The organism is Aequorivita capsosiphonis DSM 23843 (assembly GCF_000429125.1).
GTDB lineage: Bacteria > Bacteroidota > Bacteroidia > Flavobacteriales > Flavobacteriaceae > Aequorivita > Aequorivita capsosiphonis.
The window spans coordinates 198878-216344 of sequence record NZ_AUBG01000006.1; the positions used below are offsets into that span (position 1 = coordinate 198878).

Consider the following 17467-nt stretch of genomic DNA (forward strand, 5'->3'; position numbering starts at 1 on the left):
TTCTAAAATGAAGAATGATTGAAGAGACCTTCTTGAAGAAAAGAGGATCTAGATTTGAGTGTCAATTTACTGTAAATCAGTGGTTTTATCTCTCGCAAAGTCGCAAAGCCGCAAAGTTATTTTTTATTTTTGACTACTGCTACTGCTACTGCTACTGCTACTGCTACTGGCTACTGATTCACATAATCCATTAAATTCAGATCATTCCCTAAAAGAATTTCGTTAGAGCTAATTCGGTTTTCAAGAGGTCCATTTTCAAGTTTTAAAACCCCACGCGGACAAACAGCGGCACAAATTCCGCAGCCCACACAACTAGAGCGGACAATATTCTCACCTTTTTGGGCGTAGGCGCGAACGTCGATCCCCATTTCGCAATAGGTGGAACAATTCCCACAACTGATGCACTGACCGCCATTAACGGTAATTCTAAATTTTGAAAATAATCTTTGTTGGAAACCTAATATTGCAGCCATCGGACATCCAAAACGACACCAAACCCGGTTACCTAAAAGCGGATAAAATCCAACTCCGATTACACCGCTAAAAACAGCACCAATCAGAAATCCATAAGAAGATCGCAAGGTTTCAGGGTCAAAAAGGAATAGTGTTTTTCCTGTTGTAAAATGTAAAGCTATCAAAGCGATTATAATCACAAAATAGGCAATAGAACCAATACGTGCATCTTTTTGCAATTCTTCCCTTTTAAAGATCCAAACACCTGCAAATACTATGGTTAGAAAAACTGCGACACCTATTAGAAAAGTATCTTTTGTAAGCCAATATTTTGAGCTGTCATCTCCTAAATAGGAATGTACGACTGCCGTAGTCATTAAAATCACAAAAACCAAAACGCTGTGAATCACCCATCGCTCAACTTTCCAAGCCACTTGAGTTTTATCACTTAGATGTCTAAAAGGATCACCGGCAGTTTCTGCAAGTCCGCCACAGCCACAAACCCAGGAGCAGTACCAACGTTTCCCGTATTTATAGGTTAAAATAGGTGTGATTATAAAGATAGATACAACGCCAAAAATCAACAAGCCTACACCAACATCACCAGCGGAAATAAAATCGTCTACGCGATATTGTTCGAAATTATAATAGTTAAGCGGCCAGATATTTTTTAGATCGTAATATGGAAGTGAAAAAGTTTCACTGTTTAATCGTTGCATTAGTTCAGGGATCAAAAAGGCAAAGCCAAGTTGAAAAAACATAACAGAAAAGGTTCGGAGTTTCTCGTATTTGTTATGGCGATATTTCATTATAAATTTTACGCCAAAAGCCACTATCGCCAAAGTATAAAGTGTTCCATAAACGAACCATTGACTGGCCGGGCCGCCATTGAGCAATTTGCTAAAAGGATCAAAGAGTGCAACCAATCCCTTGTTATCGCCATCCTGAACCAAACCTAGATATTGTGGAAACCAATACAGCAAGATATAAAATAAGGTAAGGGAAATCCCCATAATCCACGCCCAAAACCCTTTTGATGTTAACGACTTAAATTGCACACCATCGTTTTTTATTCCAGCATGCTTTTGGGAATAAGCCGCAATGGAAAACCAGATGGTTCCACCTCCAATGGCCGTTAAAGCAGCGGTAAGCCACAGACTTTTATTTGGAAAATTAACGTTAAAGATTGCCAATACCAATACCATTAATCCTAGCAACCCGATAAAAGACGCTATTTTCTGTTGTGTATTTATCGTTTTTGGTGGCTCCCCAGTTAGGGACATATTTCTTTGCACTGTGCTCATATTTTTTATTGTTTAAGCCTAACAGACGTCATTGCGAGGAACGAAGCAATCTGAACTGTTATGTTTTAAAGTGTTGCCGTTTCGTTTAAAGCTTGATATTTCTTTAAAATCTCTTTTTCATATCTCCTAAAAAACTCAGGATCAAAATTAGCTTTCCTTAAATTCGCGATTACATAATCCACGCTACGTTTTTCGTTTAACCAGTTATCAAAAACTTCTTGTTTCATCCGAATTCCGAAAGTATTTATTCCTAAAAATTGTCCGGTATCTTTATGATGTGAAATTGTTATACAGCGTAAATTACTCTTGCATTTCCAATGAAATTGCGCTTCATAGTCTTTTCTTCGTTCTTCCGAAAAAACCCAGCCATAGGTTTGATATTCAATATCGAAAAACTTGGCGCTGTTAAACCAATTGCCGGGATTGTAATTGAATGGATTTCCACAAATGGTTTGGGCCAATGCTTCGCCCATCATTCGGCCCGTGTACCAAACGGCTTCTACTGGCGGTCTCAGACCAACCGGAATCCGTTGTTGGGCGCAATCGCCAATTGCAAATACATTTTCTATATTGGTTTGTAAATTTCGTTTTACTAGAATTCCTCTGTCAGTTTCTATTTTTGAATCTTTTAGAAACGAAATATTCGGCTTTACCCCAGTTGCTATTCCAACAACAGTGCAAGGAATCTCTTCTCCATCTTTTGTAAGCACCGCTTTTACGTTTCCATCAGCATCACCAATAATTTTATCGAGTTCTGAGTTATTTCGAAGATCTACACCGTGCGAAATAATATGTTTCGATATCATTTCTGCATCAGAGGTTGGTAGCGCACTTGCCCAAAACTCGTCCTCGCGGATAAGCATGCTAACTTCAATGTTTCTGGTGCGCAACATTTCGGCCATTTCAATTCCAATCAATCCGCCGCCGATAATTACAGCGCGAGGACATTCTTTATTGTTTGGAGCATTCTTCTCTAGGTTTTCTAAATCCTGTTTGGTAACCAAACCTTGAACACCGTTTAATTCCAAACCTTCCCAACCAAACGTATTGGTGACGGAGCCCGTTGCAATTATTAGTTTATCGTAGGTAATGGAACCACCTTCTTTAAAATGAAGGCTTTTGTTATCGGTGTCAACCCGCTCAACGTAGGCTTTTTTCAGTTCTAGGCGGTTCTTTTTCCAAAACCAACTTTCATAAGGTTCTATGTCGCGCCATCGCATATGCCCCATATACACGTACATTAATGCGGTGCGAGAGAAAAAATGATCGGCTTCTGCAGAAATTATGGAAATCTTTTTGTCGGAAAGTTTTCGGATATGTCTTGCTGCGGTTATGCCCGCAATGCCGTTTCCGATAATGACAATATGTTCCATAATTTTGATGCGGTTTTACTTTGGTTTATAAATTTACGCAATTAGAGATGGGATGGATTGAAAAGAGCTCTTAAAGTTTTCAATTAAGTCTCAAATAAACATTACTTTCATATTTAGCTATTTTATATATGTCCATAGTACTGCGTTACAGTTTTTGTGTTTGTCTCTTTTTACTCTTTTCAAGTTGTTTTGAAAAGCGTGACTCTTTACAACTTTCTTCAATGAAAGATGAAGAAACGCTGGTTAGTAACAAGAATATTTCAAAAATAAATGGCGTGAGCTTTGTTGCCTCCCGTGATTCCCTTAAACAGAAAAATATTGAATCTATATTAAGGATCCATGCGAACTATGCCGCAATAATGCCTTTCGGATTTATAAAAAGTCTAGATCATCCCGAAGTTGTTTACAATCAAGATCGGCAATGGTATGGCGAAACTAAAAAAGGTGCGAAGCAATATGTCAATTTGCTTCATAATAACAATATAAAGGTAATGATGAAACCTCAGATTTGGGTCTGGCGTGGAGAATTTACGGGTTTGCTAAAAATGGCTTCGGAAGCAGACTGGCTGCAGCTTGAAGCTTCCTATAAAAGCTTTATAATTGATTATGCAAAGTTGGCTGAAACGGAAGGAATCGAAATTTTTTGTATTGGCACAGAACTGGAAACATTTATAGAACATAGACCGGAATATTGGCGAGAATTAATTTCTGAGGTTAAAACGGTTTACAAAGGAAAACTAACCTACGCCGCCAATTGGGACGAATATAAACGCGTCTCTTTTTGGGATCTATTGGATTATATCGGTGTAGATGCTTATTTTCCTGTTTCGGAAAGTAAAACTCCAAGTCTTGGAGAAGCAAAAGAAGGTTGGGAGCGATGGAAAAATGAATTGAAAGCATTTTCAGAAAAGGAAAATAAGAAAATCCTTTTTACTGAATACGGCTACCGAAGTGTTAACTTCAGCGGAAAGAAACCTTGGAAAAGCGATAGAGAGATGAATTCTGTAAACTTGGAGGCCCAAGCTAATTTGTTGAAAGGATTGTATCAATCTGTTTGGGAAGAAGATTGGTTTGCGGGTGGTTTTCTTTGGAAATGGTTTATTGCCCACGAAAGCGTGGGAGGATCTGAAGACAACCAATTTTCGCCTCAAAACAAACCTGCGGAAGTGATAGTTGACAACTGCTATTCTGAAAATTAATAGAGATACAGGCTTGTTATTTATTCTTTAATAATTGTGAATTTAACCGCGGCACAGAAATTGACTTCTTAAATCCGAATCAAAATAAAACCTCTTATGAAAACCTTTTCACATTCATCTTCGTCGTTAATAGCTTTTCTGTTTATAATAGCTAGCGTGCAATTTACATTTGCACAAACTGTATTAGAAACCAACGCCTCTTTATTGGATGCAACTATTTTTGGTCGCGGTGCCAGTTTGCATCATACGTCTAAAGAATTGTCTGTGCCAAGCGGAAACTCTGAATTGGTGATTAATCAAATAGCTCAGCATGTGGATCCACAGAGCATTCGTGTTACCAGTGAAAGTAGCCAAATAACAATACTTTCCGTTTCCTTTGAACGAGATTATTTAGTAAAAGGTGAAAATCAAAGCGCACAATTTTTAGAGTTAAAGACAAAATATGAAGCGGCGAAAGCAGTTTTAGACGATTTGATAAACGCCAGAAAGGGAGAGGAAAGCACTTTGGCATTGCTGGAGGAAAACAGGAAGTTTGGAGGACAAAATGGAGTATCACCAACGAGTATGGCGAATATGATAAAATATTATCGGGAAGAATATAAGTTGTTAGCGTCGAATATTATAAAGTTGAAGAGTAAAGAACAAGAACAACAGAAAAGAGTTGATAAACTAAAAAACCAAATGCAGGAAGCTGGTGGAAGTGGTCAAAATGCAGGACAATTAGTGGTTCGTATGAATTCCAGTCAGGCGGTGAAGACGAATTTTGATATTAATTATTTTACGAATAATGTTTCGTGGTCTCCTTTTTATGAAATCAGGGTTGATAATTTAAATGAACCTGTTCAATTAGTATATAAAGCGAATGTTTCCCAAAGCACAGGAATTGATTGGAAACAGGTTAAATTGGCTTTTTCCAGTGGAAATCCCAAACGAAACAATAATGCGCCGCAGTTAAATCCTTGGTGGGTAGGTTTTCAGCAGCCATTCGTACGTAACCAAAGAAAGGAAAACAAGATGGCGGGGGTACAGATGGAAAGTGCAGGTATGGATGAAGTTGTCATAACCACCGATATGGCGGTGGTTCAAGAAAACCAGTTAACTACTTCCTTTGTGGTCAATACGCCTTATGATGTGTATTCCAATCAAAAGCCACAGGCTGTACAACTGAAACAATATCAGCTTCCTGCTAAATATTCCTATTTCACTGCGCCGCGATTGGATGATGCCGCTTTCTTGGTCGCGAAGGTTTCAGATTGGAGCAAATACAATCTTTTGCCAGGAGATGCCAATTTGATAATTGACAATAATTTTGCTGGAAGTTCCTATATTAACCCGAATTCCACAGAGGATACCTTAACAATTAGCTTAGGAAGAGACGAACGTATTATCACCAAGCGCGAAAGAATTGACGAGGAGGGAAGCACGTCCTTTTTTGGAAGTTCTCAAAAACGTGTTTATACTTATGAAATCTCTGTTAGGAATTCACGAAAAGAAGCGATTGATATAGATGTGAAGGAGCAATTTCCTTTATCGACAGAAAAAGATATTGAAATCAAACTTTTGGAAACTTCCCATGCGAAAGTGGATGATAAGAAAGGTGAGTTAAGTTGGAATTTAAATTTAAAAGCAGGAGAAACCAAGAAGCTACGGTTTTCTTATTCTGTGAAATTACCCAAGGATAAGGTGATTTCGGGGATGTGATAATCAGACAGACCTAACAGGTCTCAGAGACCTGTTAGGTCTTTAAGACCTTTGGTGTTTTATTTCCAATGTATGTTTTATAATAAACGTACAACTCCTCCGCATCCGCACCAAAAAATTTCTTTAAGTGAATCATCCAGAAATGATATTGTAATCTCCAAATTCCTAGTTCCCGATAGCGTCTTGCCGATGTAGTAAGCGAATGTGGAATTACAACGAATTTTTTTCGTTTATAAAGTTCACTGATCAAAATATTATCTTCGTAAATAACATAACTTTCATCAAAACCCCCAACTTCTTCAAAAAGAGATTTCGTGATAAACTGGCTTTGATCGCCACCACGACAGCCTTGCCATTTAAATTTAGTTAGCCAACCTGCAAGTTGCAACCACCAATGATTACTGTCAAATTTCATTCGAAAACATCCGGCTGGATTTCCTTTTTCAACTTCGGAAACAATATAGCTGTCAAAATTTTTAGGAGGAAAAGAATCGGCGTGCAAAAAGTAGAGTATTTCTCCAGCCTGCCCGCCGTGGTACGAAGCTAATTTTGCACCAGCATTCATCTGTTTTGCACGTCCTTTGTTTGAAGCGATAACTTGAATGTTAAAAGACCTGTCAGGTTTTTGAAACCTGACAGGTCTGGAAAACCTCTCGACGAAATTTTTAATCACTTCTTTTGTTTCATCAGTACTTCCGCCATCTACAAGAATAACTTCTATATCATTATCTCCAGCACTGTTTTCTGAAAGATGGATTAATAGTTTTTCAATAGTTTCGGCTTCATTTAATACCGGAATGATGATGGAAAGCATTTTGAGGTTTCTAGTTTATGGTTTCAAGTTCAGGTAAAATAGATAATTAAGTGATTTTAAATTTATGAATTTGATAATAACTTTATTCTAACGAAAATGTAGAAACGTATTGAATTTTTAATTTTCGAACCTTGAACCTTGAACCTTTATTTCTGTTCGTTCAAATTCCAGTTATAATCCTTGTACATCAAAGTAGCACCAGGATTTATCTTGATTTTTGAATATTGATTGATAAAACCAATTACATCTTGCTTCCCGTTTATTCTATAGTCTTTTTGATACCAGTCAAAAATAGAGGAAACTTTAGGATTTGAAGCTGAAATATCGTTTTTGTCACTATTGATAAACTCACTTACGGCGCGATCTAATTGTTCATTGATCTTAGCTGCTGTATAAGCATCCCGCATTAATTTTGGGCAAGAAATAGAAGCACAATTTATGGCGAAGTGAATTCTTGGCTCATTCATTTTCCGAAGGATTCCATTTTCAATTCCACCTAGTGAAAGTTCTTTCTTACCGACAGCAATTCGTCCTTTAGTCCAATTACCATCAATATCCTTGATGCTTTTTACTGGATAATTTTCCACGATCAATTGTACCGTTCCTGCGTTGTAAAGGTTAATATAATAGGCCAATAATTCCTGAACGCTCCAATCATTAGAGGGGTCCTTTTCTGAAAGCATTTTTAGATATTCATCCAGTTTAGCGCTATCATTTTTAAATCCTTTGTAATCTACCATTCCTTCGCTGTTCACGTATTTCTTCAGCAATTTGTCCCAAGCGGAATGGTCAACGTTTACTGCGGAATTTGCAGTGGTAGATGTCAATGTAGATGTAACTTCTTTAGTGGGCTGCCCTTGGCTACTAACGCCTGCTGCAGAAAGTAAATTGCAACTCTGCATAAGGAGTGCGGCCAAAATTAATGTAGTAAAACTGTGTAAAACTCTCATTTTTGTTATTTTTCTTGTTCAATATTATGTACGAAAGAAATCACTTTTTGGATTTTATGGGATACATCATTTGGGGAAGAAATTTTGGTGGAAATTTTTCATCGCCATCAAAGCCTAGCTCAATGTCTCTGCCATCATAAGGAATGTGATCTGTTCTAAAAAGGTAATCCCATAAACTCAAACTTATCCCAAAATTAACACCAGCTTGTGCCTCTTTTGGCAAAACTTTGGCGTGGTGCCAAATATGCATTTTCGGATTGTTAAAGATATACTTTAGGAATCCGTAATCCCAGCCTAGGTTGGCATGGTTTAAATGGCCAATGGCAAGGGTTGAAAAATGGACTATCGCCACCGCTTCAATGTCAAAACCTCCAATAAAAGCAAGCGGGATATAAAGCAAAGACTTATAAACTATCGGCTCCATCCAGTGATAGCGTAAATGCGCCGCAAAGCCCATTTCCTTTACGGAATGATGCAATTTATGGAAGTTCCAGAGAAGAGGGGAGCGGTGTAAAAGTCGGTGGGTGTTCCATTGCACAAAATCCGTAACTAAAAAGAAAATCAAAAGACCCAGTCCATAAGGAAGCGTATTCAGTTCTAAAAGTTGAAAGTCTGAAATTTTTAATCCTATTATGTTCAAGAAATCATTAAATAACTCGGCAGTAGCATTGGAAAGGAAAATAAGCACGATTAAATTCAACAGAAAAAAGTTGAAGAACATATAAAATGTGTCCAACCAAAAATCTTTTCTAAAAACCTTCTGATTCTTTCTCCAGGGAAATAGTAACTCTAGTGCCCAAACTAATATGGAAACCAAAATAAGTCCATAGAAATAATTTTCCCAGTGGAAGTTTGTGATCTCCGACCATAGATAGTTAAAGTATCCGTGATATGAGTTTTTAAAGATTTCTATGTATTTCTCCATTGTTATATTTGGGTCAAATTTTCTCCCGCAGATTTCGCAGACTACATGAATAGATTTTCTGCGAAAATCTGCGCCCCGAGCGATAGCGAACTGGCGAAGCAAATCTGCGGGAAACTTTACAACTGCTTAATCAATTCGGTAAACAAAGTTATCATATTGGGTTCTGCTTTTTCTGCGGAAGCAATTATGTCTGCGATGTCTACAGCCTTTAAATTATCTGGGTCGCATTCATCTGTTAAAACAGAAACAGCAATCACCGGGATCTTTAAATGGTTGGCTACAATAACTTCGGGTACGGTACTCATTCCAACAGCATCTGCACCTATTATTTTTAAATATCGATATTCAGCGCGTGTTTCAAGTTGTGGGCCAACAACGCTAGCATAAACTCCTTTGTGGAGGGTTATATTTTCTTCGGAAGCAATCTGTTGTAGTTTTTTATTCATTTCAGCGTCATAAGGCGCGCTCATATCTACAAAACGTTCGCCCATTTTTTCAACACCGCGGAATGCTAGGGGAGAGTCTCCTTGCAAGTTGATATGATCGTCGATTAGCATGATTTCTCCTTTTTTGAAATTCAAGTTAATAGCGCCGGAAGCATTGCTCACCAATAGTTTTTTGATTCCCAACAAGTGCATCACCCGTACCGGAAATGTAACGTCCCGCAATGAATAGCCTTCATAAATATGAAATCTTCCCTGCATAACGACCACTTTTTTTCCTTCTAAAGAACCGTAAAGCAGTTTGCCTTTATGAAATTCTACCGTTGCAGTTGGAAAGTTGGGAATGTGATTATAGCTTACTTCAGCCTCAATTTCTACGTGGTCGATAATTTTTCCTAGACCCGTTCCCAGGATGATTCCTACTTCAGGTTGCTCAAAACCACGTTGTTTTAAATAATCTGCGGCTTCTTCAATATATTTAGTAATACTCATAATTTGTTTAGTTTTTTATTTTAATTATTACGTAGTCCAAAGAAAAGTAAGTCTCTCACTCGGGGCCGTGAAAGTTCACGAACTATATCTAACTTAAGTATTCTAACCTCCTCTTTATTAAAATGCCTTTTCTCTTTGCGTTCTCTGCGACTCAGCGGTGACTTTTTACTGCAGAGACGCAGAGGCCGCAGAGCTTAAGAATTTTGAATTTAGTTAGATGATAGACTAAATCAATTTAAATTCTGAATATTTTTGTCCTACGTCCTACGTCCTACGTCCTACGTCCTACGTCCTACGTCCTACGTCTTACCGTCCTAAGTCATTTTTTCAACTATTTATAAAAAATCATTATCTAAATAAGGAGGTAAAAATTGCTGAAAAGCAGCTTCGTCCCTAATGTCCTGATAATAATCTATATCGTTTCGCTCTTCGAGTAAAACGTATTTTTCATTTCTTAAATCTAATAAAGTGGCTTTTAAAACGGTGTCTGTACCCCAGTTTTTATTCTGAAATACGTCAGAATTCAATTCTTTCATTCCCAATAAATAATAGCCGCCATCGGTTGCTGGACCCAAAACAAATTGATTGGTCTGTAATGCTTCATAAGCATTATTCAAATCATTTTTGTCCATATCGAACATATCGCTTCCAATAATAATCGCTTTTTCATAACCCATACCGAGGATTTCTGAAAAAGCATTTTTCATCCGTTCTCCCAAATCATCGCCAGTCTGCAATTTTTTTCTGAAAATAGTTGCATCCCAAATATCGTTGCGATGGATATCTTCTGAATAAAAAACATATTTATCTACGTTTAGATCCTTGGTTATTTCTACGGTATGATCTAATAGGAATTTATAAATTTTCAAGGCACTTTCGTCTCCGATTGACTTTGCCAAACGCGTTTTTACCTTCCCCAATTCTGGGTTTCGGGTAAAAATAAGCAGTGCTTTTTTTGAGGTGGGAAAATAGAAATCTGAAGCCATTTCATTGTCGCTGTCTGTTTCTTTTGAAGAAAGTAAGCCCATTTTTTAGTGTTTTAATAAACTGGATTTCCAGCCTGTAAATACCTACTCCACATCTTCGAAAAAGTGTGGACGTTTTCTGTTTCTACTCCTGTAGAATCAATCACGGGGTAATCCTTGTTTTTCCATTCAAAGATACCACCGTAAAGGTTTTTTACATTGGTAAACCCTGCTTTTTTTAATTTTTCGCCAATTTGCTCAGAGCGGATTCCCACGGAACAATATACAATTATTGGAGTGTTTTTTTTTATTTTCTGGAGTTGTCCCTCTTCGGAAGAAAAAGTATTGAAACCAATATTCTTAGCTGAAGGAATGTGACTTACATTAAATTCGGCAGGCTCACGCGCATCGAGAATTTCTACCGTATCATTTATTTGCAACATTCGTAAGCCTTCAACGGAAATGTATGGAATGCTTCGAGTGTTATAGGTTTGCAACAACGCGTCCAACTTACTTTGAGCAAAGCCATTTACTGCGATTAAAAATAGAAGAATGAAGATTGTTTTCGTTTTCATAAACTTAAGATTCTCGCCAGAGTTTATCCTGAGCGGAGTGGAAGGACAGGAATTTTATAAGGGAATGCGAAAACCTTGCCAACCACTTTCAAGGCTTGGAAGGATTTCAGTATTATCCCAAATCCCAGTTAATATTGTTTTTGCGTATTCCTGCGGAAGTAACGCGTTTTGCATTAATTTGCTTGTGAGTGTAAAGTTGTAATCTAGTCTGCGATGCGTAAAACTGAGTTTTTCTTTTTCATCATTTAAAACCATATACCAAACTTGTGGTGTACCATCATTTGCAGGCATCCCAATAACACCGGGATTGAGCCACATTTTGTTTTCTTCCATGTGATGAAATGGTAAGCCGCAATGACCGGCGATTATTACGTCACTTTTAGTTTCTTTAAAATTTTTAAGTTTGGTTTCCCAGGGAGTTGATTTAAAAATAAATTCCGAAACATTAGAATACGAGCCGTGTACAACGGTAACTCTTTTTCCGGTATATTCAAAATGTAAACTTTCTGATAGCGTTTTTATAAATTCCAACGAACTTTTTGAAAGCTTGCTTTGGGCATAGGGATACCAAAGTTGCGAGAAACCGTCACATCTACTGCCAGCCTTAAAATCGCAACCACAATTTTCAGCTCCATCTCGGAGTTGGAGTTCCACATTTCCAGCAATACTTTTTGCACCCCAAAGCTTAAAAAGTTGAACGGTTTCTTCCGGTTGGGCACAATAGCCAACAATATCGCCTGTGCAAATGCAGTTTTCTGGGGAAATATTTTCTGCTTCAGCAATACGCTTTAGCTCTTCAAGCGCTTGAAGATTGCTGTAAACACCTCCAAAAAGAAGTACTTTCTCTTTTAAGTTTTCTATATGTTCTGTTTTTTTATCCAAGTTGGTAATAAATATAAAAGAATACAACTGCCAATGCCCCAAACGTTCACCCAAAGCAAGTCCGCATATTTTCCTTCAGTAAAGATAAGTTGCTTCGGAAATATTTCAAAAATTAGAATAAAGCCGAAGGCAATCCCTGTAAAGATACTTACGTAAAAACTCACTTTTGGGACTTTCATTTTCCAAAATAAAAATACTGGTGTCAATCCAATCACCATAGTTCCAGAAATGGTTGTGGCCGAAAGGATTTCGGCATTCAAAAATACTGGAATGGTTCCCAATAGTGCAATAATTATCATGGATAATCTTCCGAAGGAAAGACTTTTGCCCCATTTTAAATCTATTGCCAGTAATTTTGAAAAAGATGAAAATGTGGAATCCAATGTGGAAGCGGCTGAGGTTATCATTATAAAGTTGATTACCAAAAGGAAAATCAGCCCGAAGGCTTTTCCCACTTCCACAGCAGCTTGGCCTTCCATTCCTTGCGTCTGTGCATAAATACCGATTACGCTGAAAAGTACGATACTTAATCCACCCAATAACGTTGCCCATAAGAAACTTCGCAAGGTAGTTTTTGGGGAACTCAAAAAAGCGCGATCCGTCAAAACGGGATCGTGAAACGGATAACTAAATGATTGAATGATTGCCGCAAAAAACAAATTAAGTCCCAAACTAAAACTCCAGGTTCCTGAAGTAGCAACTTCCGAAACCGTAAAATCTTGTATTGAAAATACCTTCCAAAGAATAATACAAAGCAAAATAGCGAAAAGCCCCATTTGGATTATATCCGTAAAAATGGAACTGCTTAAACCACCTTTCAATGTGTAAACTAGCGTTAAGATTGTAAAGACTATAATGGACCAATAAAAGGCCTTACTGCCTTGTTCGCCAAAATAGGTTCCTATCACCATGGTGTTGCTCCAAACCTCGTTAAAAAGCCGAATGGCAATCAATACTGAAAAAACACGCATGGCGCCTTTTCCAAATTTACTTGTTAAGAAATGGTGGATGCTTTTGAAACCGCCGTTTTTTCTGAGGAAATAGATAATTATACCAGCGACGGCAAAGGACAAGTAGTAGCCCGCGTAGGCAATACCGCCTACAATTCCAAATTCCAATCCTAAATTTGCAGCATTGGTAATACTCTTGGCAAAAATCCAAGAGATAATCAAGCTTCCCGTAAGTATAAATGTATTTGGAGGTTTTTTACGTTTGCTGGCCTTAAAAAATTCTTCCGTAGTTTTTGCTAATGGCGAAAGAAAGAAAAGTATTAAGCTTGAGGTAATAATCAGACCCCATTGCCAAAGTTTTACGTCCATAAAAGGTTTAGAGATTATTCGCTATATAGAAATGTAATGCTTTTTGATTGATCCAGTAATACATTAGATTTGATTTTCGACATCCATAATTTCATCGCTTAAATCTCGTCTCTCCAAATATTATATCAGGATCCCGGAAGAAATTATTTCTGATTATTCGGAATAGAGATTGTTTCATTTCAATATTGGCGAAAAAATATTCTGAAGATTTTTCCGCCTGATAAAAATGTAGAAATAACGATCTAATTATTCCGTTACGGAACCTTGGCAACTGCTGCCAGCTCCGGCGGTACAGCCGTAACAGTGTTGTGAAATTATTATATTTCTATCATTTAAAATGTCTTCATTATATTCTGAAATGTGCTGTATTTTACTGGCAACTTTCAATTCAAGCATTTGGTTGAAATCGCAGTCGTATAGATAACCGTCCCAGCTTATTGAAATAGTATTTCTACACATTACATTCTTAACCGCAGCCGGATTGTATGCTTCCACTAACTGATACATATAATCCTCGTAGTTTTCCGAAGCAATTAAATAATCTAAAAATCGCGCCACAGGGAGGTTTGTAATAGCAAAAAGATTGTGGAAACGGATTCCGAAATCCTCGAGCAATGCTTTTTTGAAATCCTTTTCCATGCTGGCCTGATCGCCCGGTAAATAGGCACCACTTGGATTATAAACCAAATCGAGGCGCAAATCGCTGTCTGGCATTCCATAACCAACGGCGTTCAACTCCTGCAAGGCTCTTATGGAAAGATCAAAAACACCCTCACCTCTTTGTTTATCTGTTTTTCCACGAGTCCAGTGCGGCATGCTGCTAACAACATGAACGTTGTGACTTTTGAAAAAATCGGGTAAATCGTAATATTTTTTATTGGCGCGAATGATTGTTAGGTTGCTTCTAACAATAAAATCCTTGATTCCGGCTTTACTGGCTTCATCGACAAACCAACGAAAATCTGGATTCATTTCTGGGGCACCGCCTGTGAGATCCAGGGTATGCGCGCCTGTGTTTCGGATTACATCCAAACACTGCATCATGGTTTTACGCGTCATTATTTCCTTTCGGTCTGGTCCCGCATCTACGTGACAGTGCTCGCAGACTTGGTTGCACATATAGCCAACGTTAATTTGAAGTATTTCCAGTTTATTAGGGCGAAGCGGAAATTGTCCAGTTTCCTTTATTTTTTCAGAAAACGTTGGAAGTTCGCCGCTAGCAAAAATTCCGTTGGAAAGTTTTTCGAGTTGTTTATTTGCAACAGCATATTCGCTATCACGCTTATGTAGGGATTGTTGTTTTTTCTTTTTCTCTTTTAGCATAAATTTTTTCTGAAATCAATTTTTAGAATTATTCAAAGGATCCCAACAAACAGATTCGGGATGAGTGACCTCCATATTTTTCTTAAATATAGAAAACATAGAAGTTGCTCACATTTCCAATTTGTTGACCTTATTCATCATCATTACTCCGTGAGCCAAGGTCGCACCGCTTTTAATTGCAGCACCTACGTGGATGGCCTCCATCATTTCTTCCTTAGTCACGCCACGTTGTAGGCTATCTTTTGTGTAGGCATCAATGCAATAGGGGCATTGTTCCGTATGTGCAACAGCAAGAGCGATTAGCGCTTTTTCGCGGGCCGTAAGCGCACCTTCTTCAAAAACCTTTCCGTAGTAATCGAAAAATTTTTCTCCCAGCTCTTTGCTCCATTCAGTTATATTTCCAAATTTTCTAAGATCGGCGGGATCGTAATAATTGTTAGCAGCCATAATATGGTTTTATATAGTTACGAAAAAAAAACATGTTTGGTTTTTAAATGTAAATATAGAAAAGTAGTCCCTTAAAAGATGAAATGCTTACTAAAGTTTTAACTTTTTAATCGAAAGCATAAACAATTCCGCTGGTAAGTTCATATTGTGAATTTGGAATTCCAATAGCGGGTGATTCATCGAATGTGAAGGTGTAAGTGGTTTTAAGGGAAAAATTTCTATAAAGCTTTATTGCTAGGGAAGTTTCAGACGCTATTCTGAAATCGCTAAAATCCTTAAGTCTGGGTTGATAGTAGGTAGTACTTGAGATACTTAGGGTTTCGGTAGGAAAGAGACTAAACGAAAAATAGGCTGAGCCGCGGTAAATTCGCTCTATTGGTGTTACATCGTCGCTCAGTTCTTGATGTTCATACATGACTAAGGTGCCTAGATATAATTTATAATTCTCAAGCTTTGTGAGTTTAAATCTTGGTCCCGTTCCCACGAGTCCTCGAAAATTTATTTTGGACACCTTGTTGTATTGGGCTTGTGCAAAGACTTCCCAAGCTATTTGTGGATATATTTTATAGTTGTAGCGTAAATGTTGTACTCCTTTATTTTCGAAATTACTACTTTCTATTTTTTGGAATTCAATTTCATTTTTCAGCAATACTAAATGTCGGTTCATTTTATATTGCACGTTGATGTTTGTTTTGATCGAAAACTTATCGTTTACATCTCTTTTCAAAGAAAATTCCAACCCAGCTGAACCTGAAAATCCAGAAGTATCCGTTACTTTTCGTAAAGATTCCGCATTGATAACTTGAGAGAAAGCATTAGCGGATACTATAAAAAAAATAGCGAATAGTAATTGTTTCATTGTTTTGATAAAAAACCAATTGTACTTGAAAGCCTAATTATTTTAAAAGGAATGTTTTTAGCACTACAGCTTGATTATACTCTTCATTTTTGGCACCATAAAGCAGGGTAAGACGTTTCTTTTCGGCTTTGTCTTGAAGTTCTTTTACTAATTCAGGCTTGTCCTTCAGCTCCGTCTCATATTTTTTTGAAAATTCCTTAAAACGCTCTTCTTTGTGATCGAACCATTTACGTAGTTCAGAAGATGGAGCAATCTCCTTCATCCACTCATCCAGATGTGCGTCTTCTTTACTTACCCCACGCGGCCAGATTCTGTCTACCAAAATACGTGTGCCGTCATTTTTGGTGGCATCTTCATAAATACGTTTTATTTGAATATCCATAGAGTTAAAAAAAATTCCAAATATCAAACTCCAAATTCCAAACCTGCCTGCCCTCCTCAGGCTGGTGAATCAGCAGGCAGGTTCCAAAATCCAAAAGCCAAACAACAAAAATCAAAGTTCAAAAAACCAAATTGATGGACATTGACAACTTCGCTTTTATGAGCCCCAGTTTTCTATTTCGGCTTGAGACCAAAGTTCTGGGAAGAATTTGCGTTGTTGATATTTGGGGTGTAAATATTTTTTCCATTCCGAACCTCCGGTAGCTGCTTTGGTTTCACCTTTTCGGTCTAAATAGTGTTGTGCGGTGTCCAAATGTACCAAGGGCCAAGCCACGTTATAAAAATGGTCGAACTGTTTCAGTTTGTCTTTTAGTTCTTCGGAAGGATTGTCCATCTGAGCAATTCGCTCTTCAAGAGTTTTTCCTTTTACTTGTTCCGCCAAAGTTTTAAAACCAGCCTCATATTTTTCTACGAAAAGTCTAAGCGTAAGGGACGATTCTTTCGTTTTACGGTTTAATCCTGCATCTTTCCAATAAATATGACTAAAATAGTCATCGGTGGTTGGGTTTTCGGGCAGACGTTCTTTTCCTTGTTTATTAAGTAGGTTTTCAAGACGCGTACTGTATAATTCTAAGTAGCGGAAGGAAGCGCATTGAAAGCCACTAGCGGGTGTTAATGCGGCTCGAAAGATGTTGTAATCGTCATAACTCATTCCGTCTTTCATAATATCAAAAGAAGTGATGAGCATTCTTGTGTATCTTTTTAGTCGATCCAATTTTGTTATCCAAACTTCTTCAGATAGATTTTCACCTTCGGATAGCTGTTTTATTTCGTGGATCATCATTTTTAAGGTGAGTTCTGTAACCTGATGATAGATTACAAAAATTTCTTCATCCTTAAAATCGGTTCTCGTTTTTTGAAGGGAAAGAAGAGTGTCCACCTGAATATAATCCCAATATGTTATGGGTTTTGTCTGAAGTAAGCCGTTCAAATAGGTTTCAGGGTTTTCTCCAAGGTTGGTATATTTTTCTTCAATTGATTTTATGAGGTCGTTGTTCATTG

At 37.6% G+C, this 17467-nt stretch carries 17 protein-coding genes; 2 read left to right on the forward strand and 15 right to left on the reverse strand.

The window, feature by feature from the left end:
• Positions 1–170: 170 nt before the first annotated feature.
• On the reverse strand, positions 171–1757 hold the full coding sequence (locus G440_RS0105355; RefSeq protein WP_026450361.1) for a 4Fe-4S binding protein: 1587 nt from the start codon (positions 1755–1757) through the stop codon (positions 171–173).
• 65 nt (positions 1758–1822) lie between these two features.
• On the reverse strand, positions 1823–3130 hold the full coding sequence (locus tag G440_RS0105360) for an NAD(P)/FAD-dependent oxidoreductase (RefSeq protein WP_026450362.1): 1308 nt from the start codon (positions 3128–3130) through the stop codon (positions 1823–1825).
• Positions 3131–3351: 221 nt separating this feature from the next.
• Here G440_RS0105360 and G440_RS0105365 point away from each other — a divergent pair, with 221 nt between their 5' ends.
• Together G440_RS0105365 and G440_RS0105370 are read left to right on the forward strand one after the other, a co-directional pair.
• A complete protein-coding gene (locus G440_RS0105365) occupies positions 3352–4329 on the forward strand; it encodes a glycoside hydrolase family 113 (RefSeq protein ID WP_034259058.1) in 978 nt (325 codons plus the stop codon).
• A 96-nt stretch (positions 4330–4425) separates the two neighbouring features.
• The gene (locus G440_RS0105370; protein WP_026450364.1) at positions 4426–6030 is read left to right on the forward strand and encodes a DUF4139 domain-containing protein; all 1605 of its coding nucleotides are present in this window, start codon (positions 4426–4428) and stop codon (positions 6028–6030) included.
• 34 nt (positions 6031–6064) lie between these two features.
• On the opposite strand, the gene G440_RS0105375 is transcribed toward G440_RS0105370, so the two are convergent.
• The 13 genes from G440_RS0105375 to G440_RS0105440 all read right to left on the reverse strand — a co-directional run bounded on the left by G440_RS0105375 (position 6065) and on the right by G440_RS0105440 (position 17465).
• Positions 6065–6844, reverse strand: coding sequence for a TIGR04283 family arsenosugar biosynthesis glycosyltransferase (locus G440_RS0105375; RefSeq protein ID WP_026450365.1), 780 nt, complete (start codon positions 6842–6844; stop codon positions 6065–6067).
• A 146-nt stretch (positions 6845–6990) separates the two neighbouring features.
• Entirely contained in the window at positions 6991–7794 is an 804-nt protein-coding gene (locus G440_RS0105380; protein ID WP_026450366.1) for a DUF547 domain-containing protein, read from the reverse strand.
• Positions 7795–7834: 40 nt separating this feature from the next.
• Entirely contained in the window at positions 7835–8719 is an 885-nt protein-coding gene (locus tag G440_RS0105385) for a sterol desaturase family protein (RefSeq protein WP_026450367.1), read from the reverse strand.
• Between the two features lie 116 nt (positions 8720–8835).
• The gene (locus G440_RS0105390; RefSeq protein ID WP_425393622.1) at positions 8836–9654 is read right to left on the reverse strand and encodes a purine-nucleoside phosphorylase; all 819 of its coding nucleotides are present in this window, start codon (positions 9652–9654) and stop codon (positions 8836–8838) included.
• Between the two features lie 335 nt (positions 9655–9989).
• A complete protein-coding gene (locus tag G440_RS0105395; protein WP_034259060.1) occupies positions 9990–10682 on the reverse strand; it encodes a TIGR04282 family arsenosugar biosynthesis glycosyltransferase in 693 nt (230 codons plus the stop codon).
• An 11-nt stretch (positions 10683–10693) separates the two neighbouring features.
• The gene (locus tag G440_RS0105400; protein ID WP_026450370.1) at positions 10694–11194 is read right to left on the reverse strand and encodes a rhodanese-like domain-containing protein; all 501 of its coding nucleotides are present in this window, start codon (positions 11192–11194) and stop codon (positions 10694–10696) included.
• Between the two features lie 54 nt (positions 11195–11248).
• Positions 11249–12076 carry a metallophosphoesterase family protein gene (locus G440_RS0105405; protein ID WP_026450371.1) on the reverse strand — a complete coding sequence of 276 codons (828 nt, stop codon included), beginning with the start codon at positions 12074–12076 and terminating at the stop codon, positions 11249–11251.
• A complete protein-coding gene (locus G440_RS0105410) occupies positions 12052–13395 on the reverse strand; it encodes an SLC5/6 family protein (RefSeq protein ID WP_026450372.1) in 1344 nt (447 codons plus the stop codon). Before G440_RS0105410 ends, G440_RS0105405 begins: the two co-directional genes overlap by 25 nt.
• Before the next feature lie 246 nt (positions 13396–13641).
• A complete protein-coding gene (gene arsS, locus G440_RS0105415) occupies positions 13642–14718 on the reverse strand; it encodes an arsenosugar biosynthesis radical SAM (seleno)protein ArsS (RefSeq protein ID WP_026450373.1) in 1077 nt (358 codons plus the stop codon).
• A 108-nt stretch (positions 14719–14826) separates the two neighbouring features.
• A complete protein-coding gene (locus G440_RS0105420) occupies positions 14827–15165 on the reverse strand; it encodes an arsenosugar biosynthesis-associated peroxidase-like protein (RefSeq protein WP_026450374.1) in 339 nt (112 codons plus the stop codon).
• 106 nt (positions 15166–15271) lie between these two features.
• Positions 15272–16024 (reverse strand): DUF481 domain-containing protein, encoded by a 753-nt coding sequence (locus G440_RS0105425; RefSeq protein WP_026450375.1) that lies wholly within the window; start codon positions 16022–16024, stop codon positions 15272–15274.
• Between the two features lie 37 nt (positions 16025–16061).
• Positions 16062–16406: a DUF488 domain-containing protein gene (locus tag G440_RS0105430; protein ID WP_026450376.1), complete on the reverse strand. Its 345-nt coding sequence runs from the start codon at positions 16404–16406 to the stop codon at positions 16062–16064.
• Positions 16407–16562: 156 nt separating this feature from the next.
• Positions 16563–17465: a tryptophan 2,3-dioxygenase family protein gene (locus G440_RS0105440; RefSeq protein ID WP_026450377.1), complete on the reverse strand. Its 903-nt coding sequence runs from the start codon at positions 17463–17465 to the stop codon at positions 16563–16565.
• Between the last annotated feature and the right edge of the window lie 2 nt (positions 17466–17467).

Bases quoted from the DNA above. Each gene is read 5' to 3' on its own strand.
- G440_RS0105370 (WP_026450364.1), top strand. From the start codon at position 4,426: ATGAAAACCTTTTCACATTCATCTTCGTCGTTAATAGCTTTTCTGTTT.
- G440_RS0105430 (WP_026450376.1), bottom strand. From the start codon at position 16,406: ATGGATATTCAAATAAAACGTATTTATGAAGATGCCACCAAAAATGAC.
- G440_RS0105355 (WP_026450361.1), bottom strand. From the start codon at position 1,757: ATGAGCACAGTGCAAAGAAATATGTCCCTAACTGGGGAGCCACCAAAA.
- G440_RS0105400 (WP_026450370.1), bottom strand. From the start codon at position 11,194: ATGAAAACGAAAACAATCTTCATTCTTCTATTTTTAATCGCAGTAAAT.
- G440_RS0105440 (WP_026450377.1), bottom strand. From the start codon at position 17,465: ATGAACAACGACCTCATAAAATCAATTGAAGAAAAATATACCAACCTT.
- G440_RS0105390 (WP_425393622.1), bottom strand. From the start codon at position 9,654: ATGAGTATTACTAAATATATTGAAGAAGCCGCAGATTATTTAAAACAA.
- arsS (WP_026450373.1), bottom strand. From the start codon at position 14,718: ATGCTAAAAGAGAAAAAGAAAAAACAACAATCCCTACATAAGCGTGAT.
- G440_RS0105360 (WP_026450362.1), bottom strand. From the start codon at position 3,130: ATGGAACATATTGTCATTATCGGAAACGGCATTGCGGGCATAACCGCA.
- G440_RS0105375 (WP_026450365.1), bottom strand. From the start codon at position 6,844: ATGCTTTCCATCATCATTCCGGTATTAAATGAAGCCGAAACTATTGAA.
- G440_RS0105385 (WP_026450367.1), bottom strand. From the start codon at position 8,719: ATGGAGAAATACATAGAAATCTTTAAAAACTCATATCACGGATACTTT.
- G440_RS0105380 (WP_026450366.1), bottom strand. From the start codon at position 7,794: ATGAGAGTTTTACACAGTTTTACTACATTAATTTTGGCCGCACTCCTT.
- G440_RS0105425 (WP_026450375.1), bottom strand. From the start codon at position 16,024: ATGAAACAATTACTATTCGCTATTTTTTTTATAGTATCCGCTAATGCT.
- G440_RS0105365 (WP_034259058.1), top strand. From the start codon at position 3,352: ATGAAAGATGAAGAAACGCTGGTTAGTAACAAGAATATTTCAAAAATA.
- G440_RS0105420 (WP_026450374.1), bottom strand. From the start codon at position 15,165: ATGGCTGCTAACAATTATTACGATCCCGCCGATCTTAGAAAATTTGGA.
- G440_RS0105410 (WP_026450372.1), bottom strand. From the start codon at position 13,395: ATGGACGTAAAACTTTGGCAATGGGGTCTGATTATTACCTCAAGCTTA.
- G440_RS0105395 (WP_034259060.1), bottom strand. From the start codon at position 10,682: ATGGGCTTACTTTCTTCAAAAGAAACAGACAGCGACAATGAAATGGCT.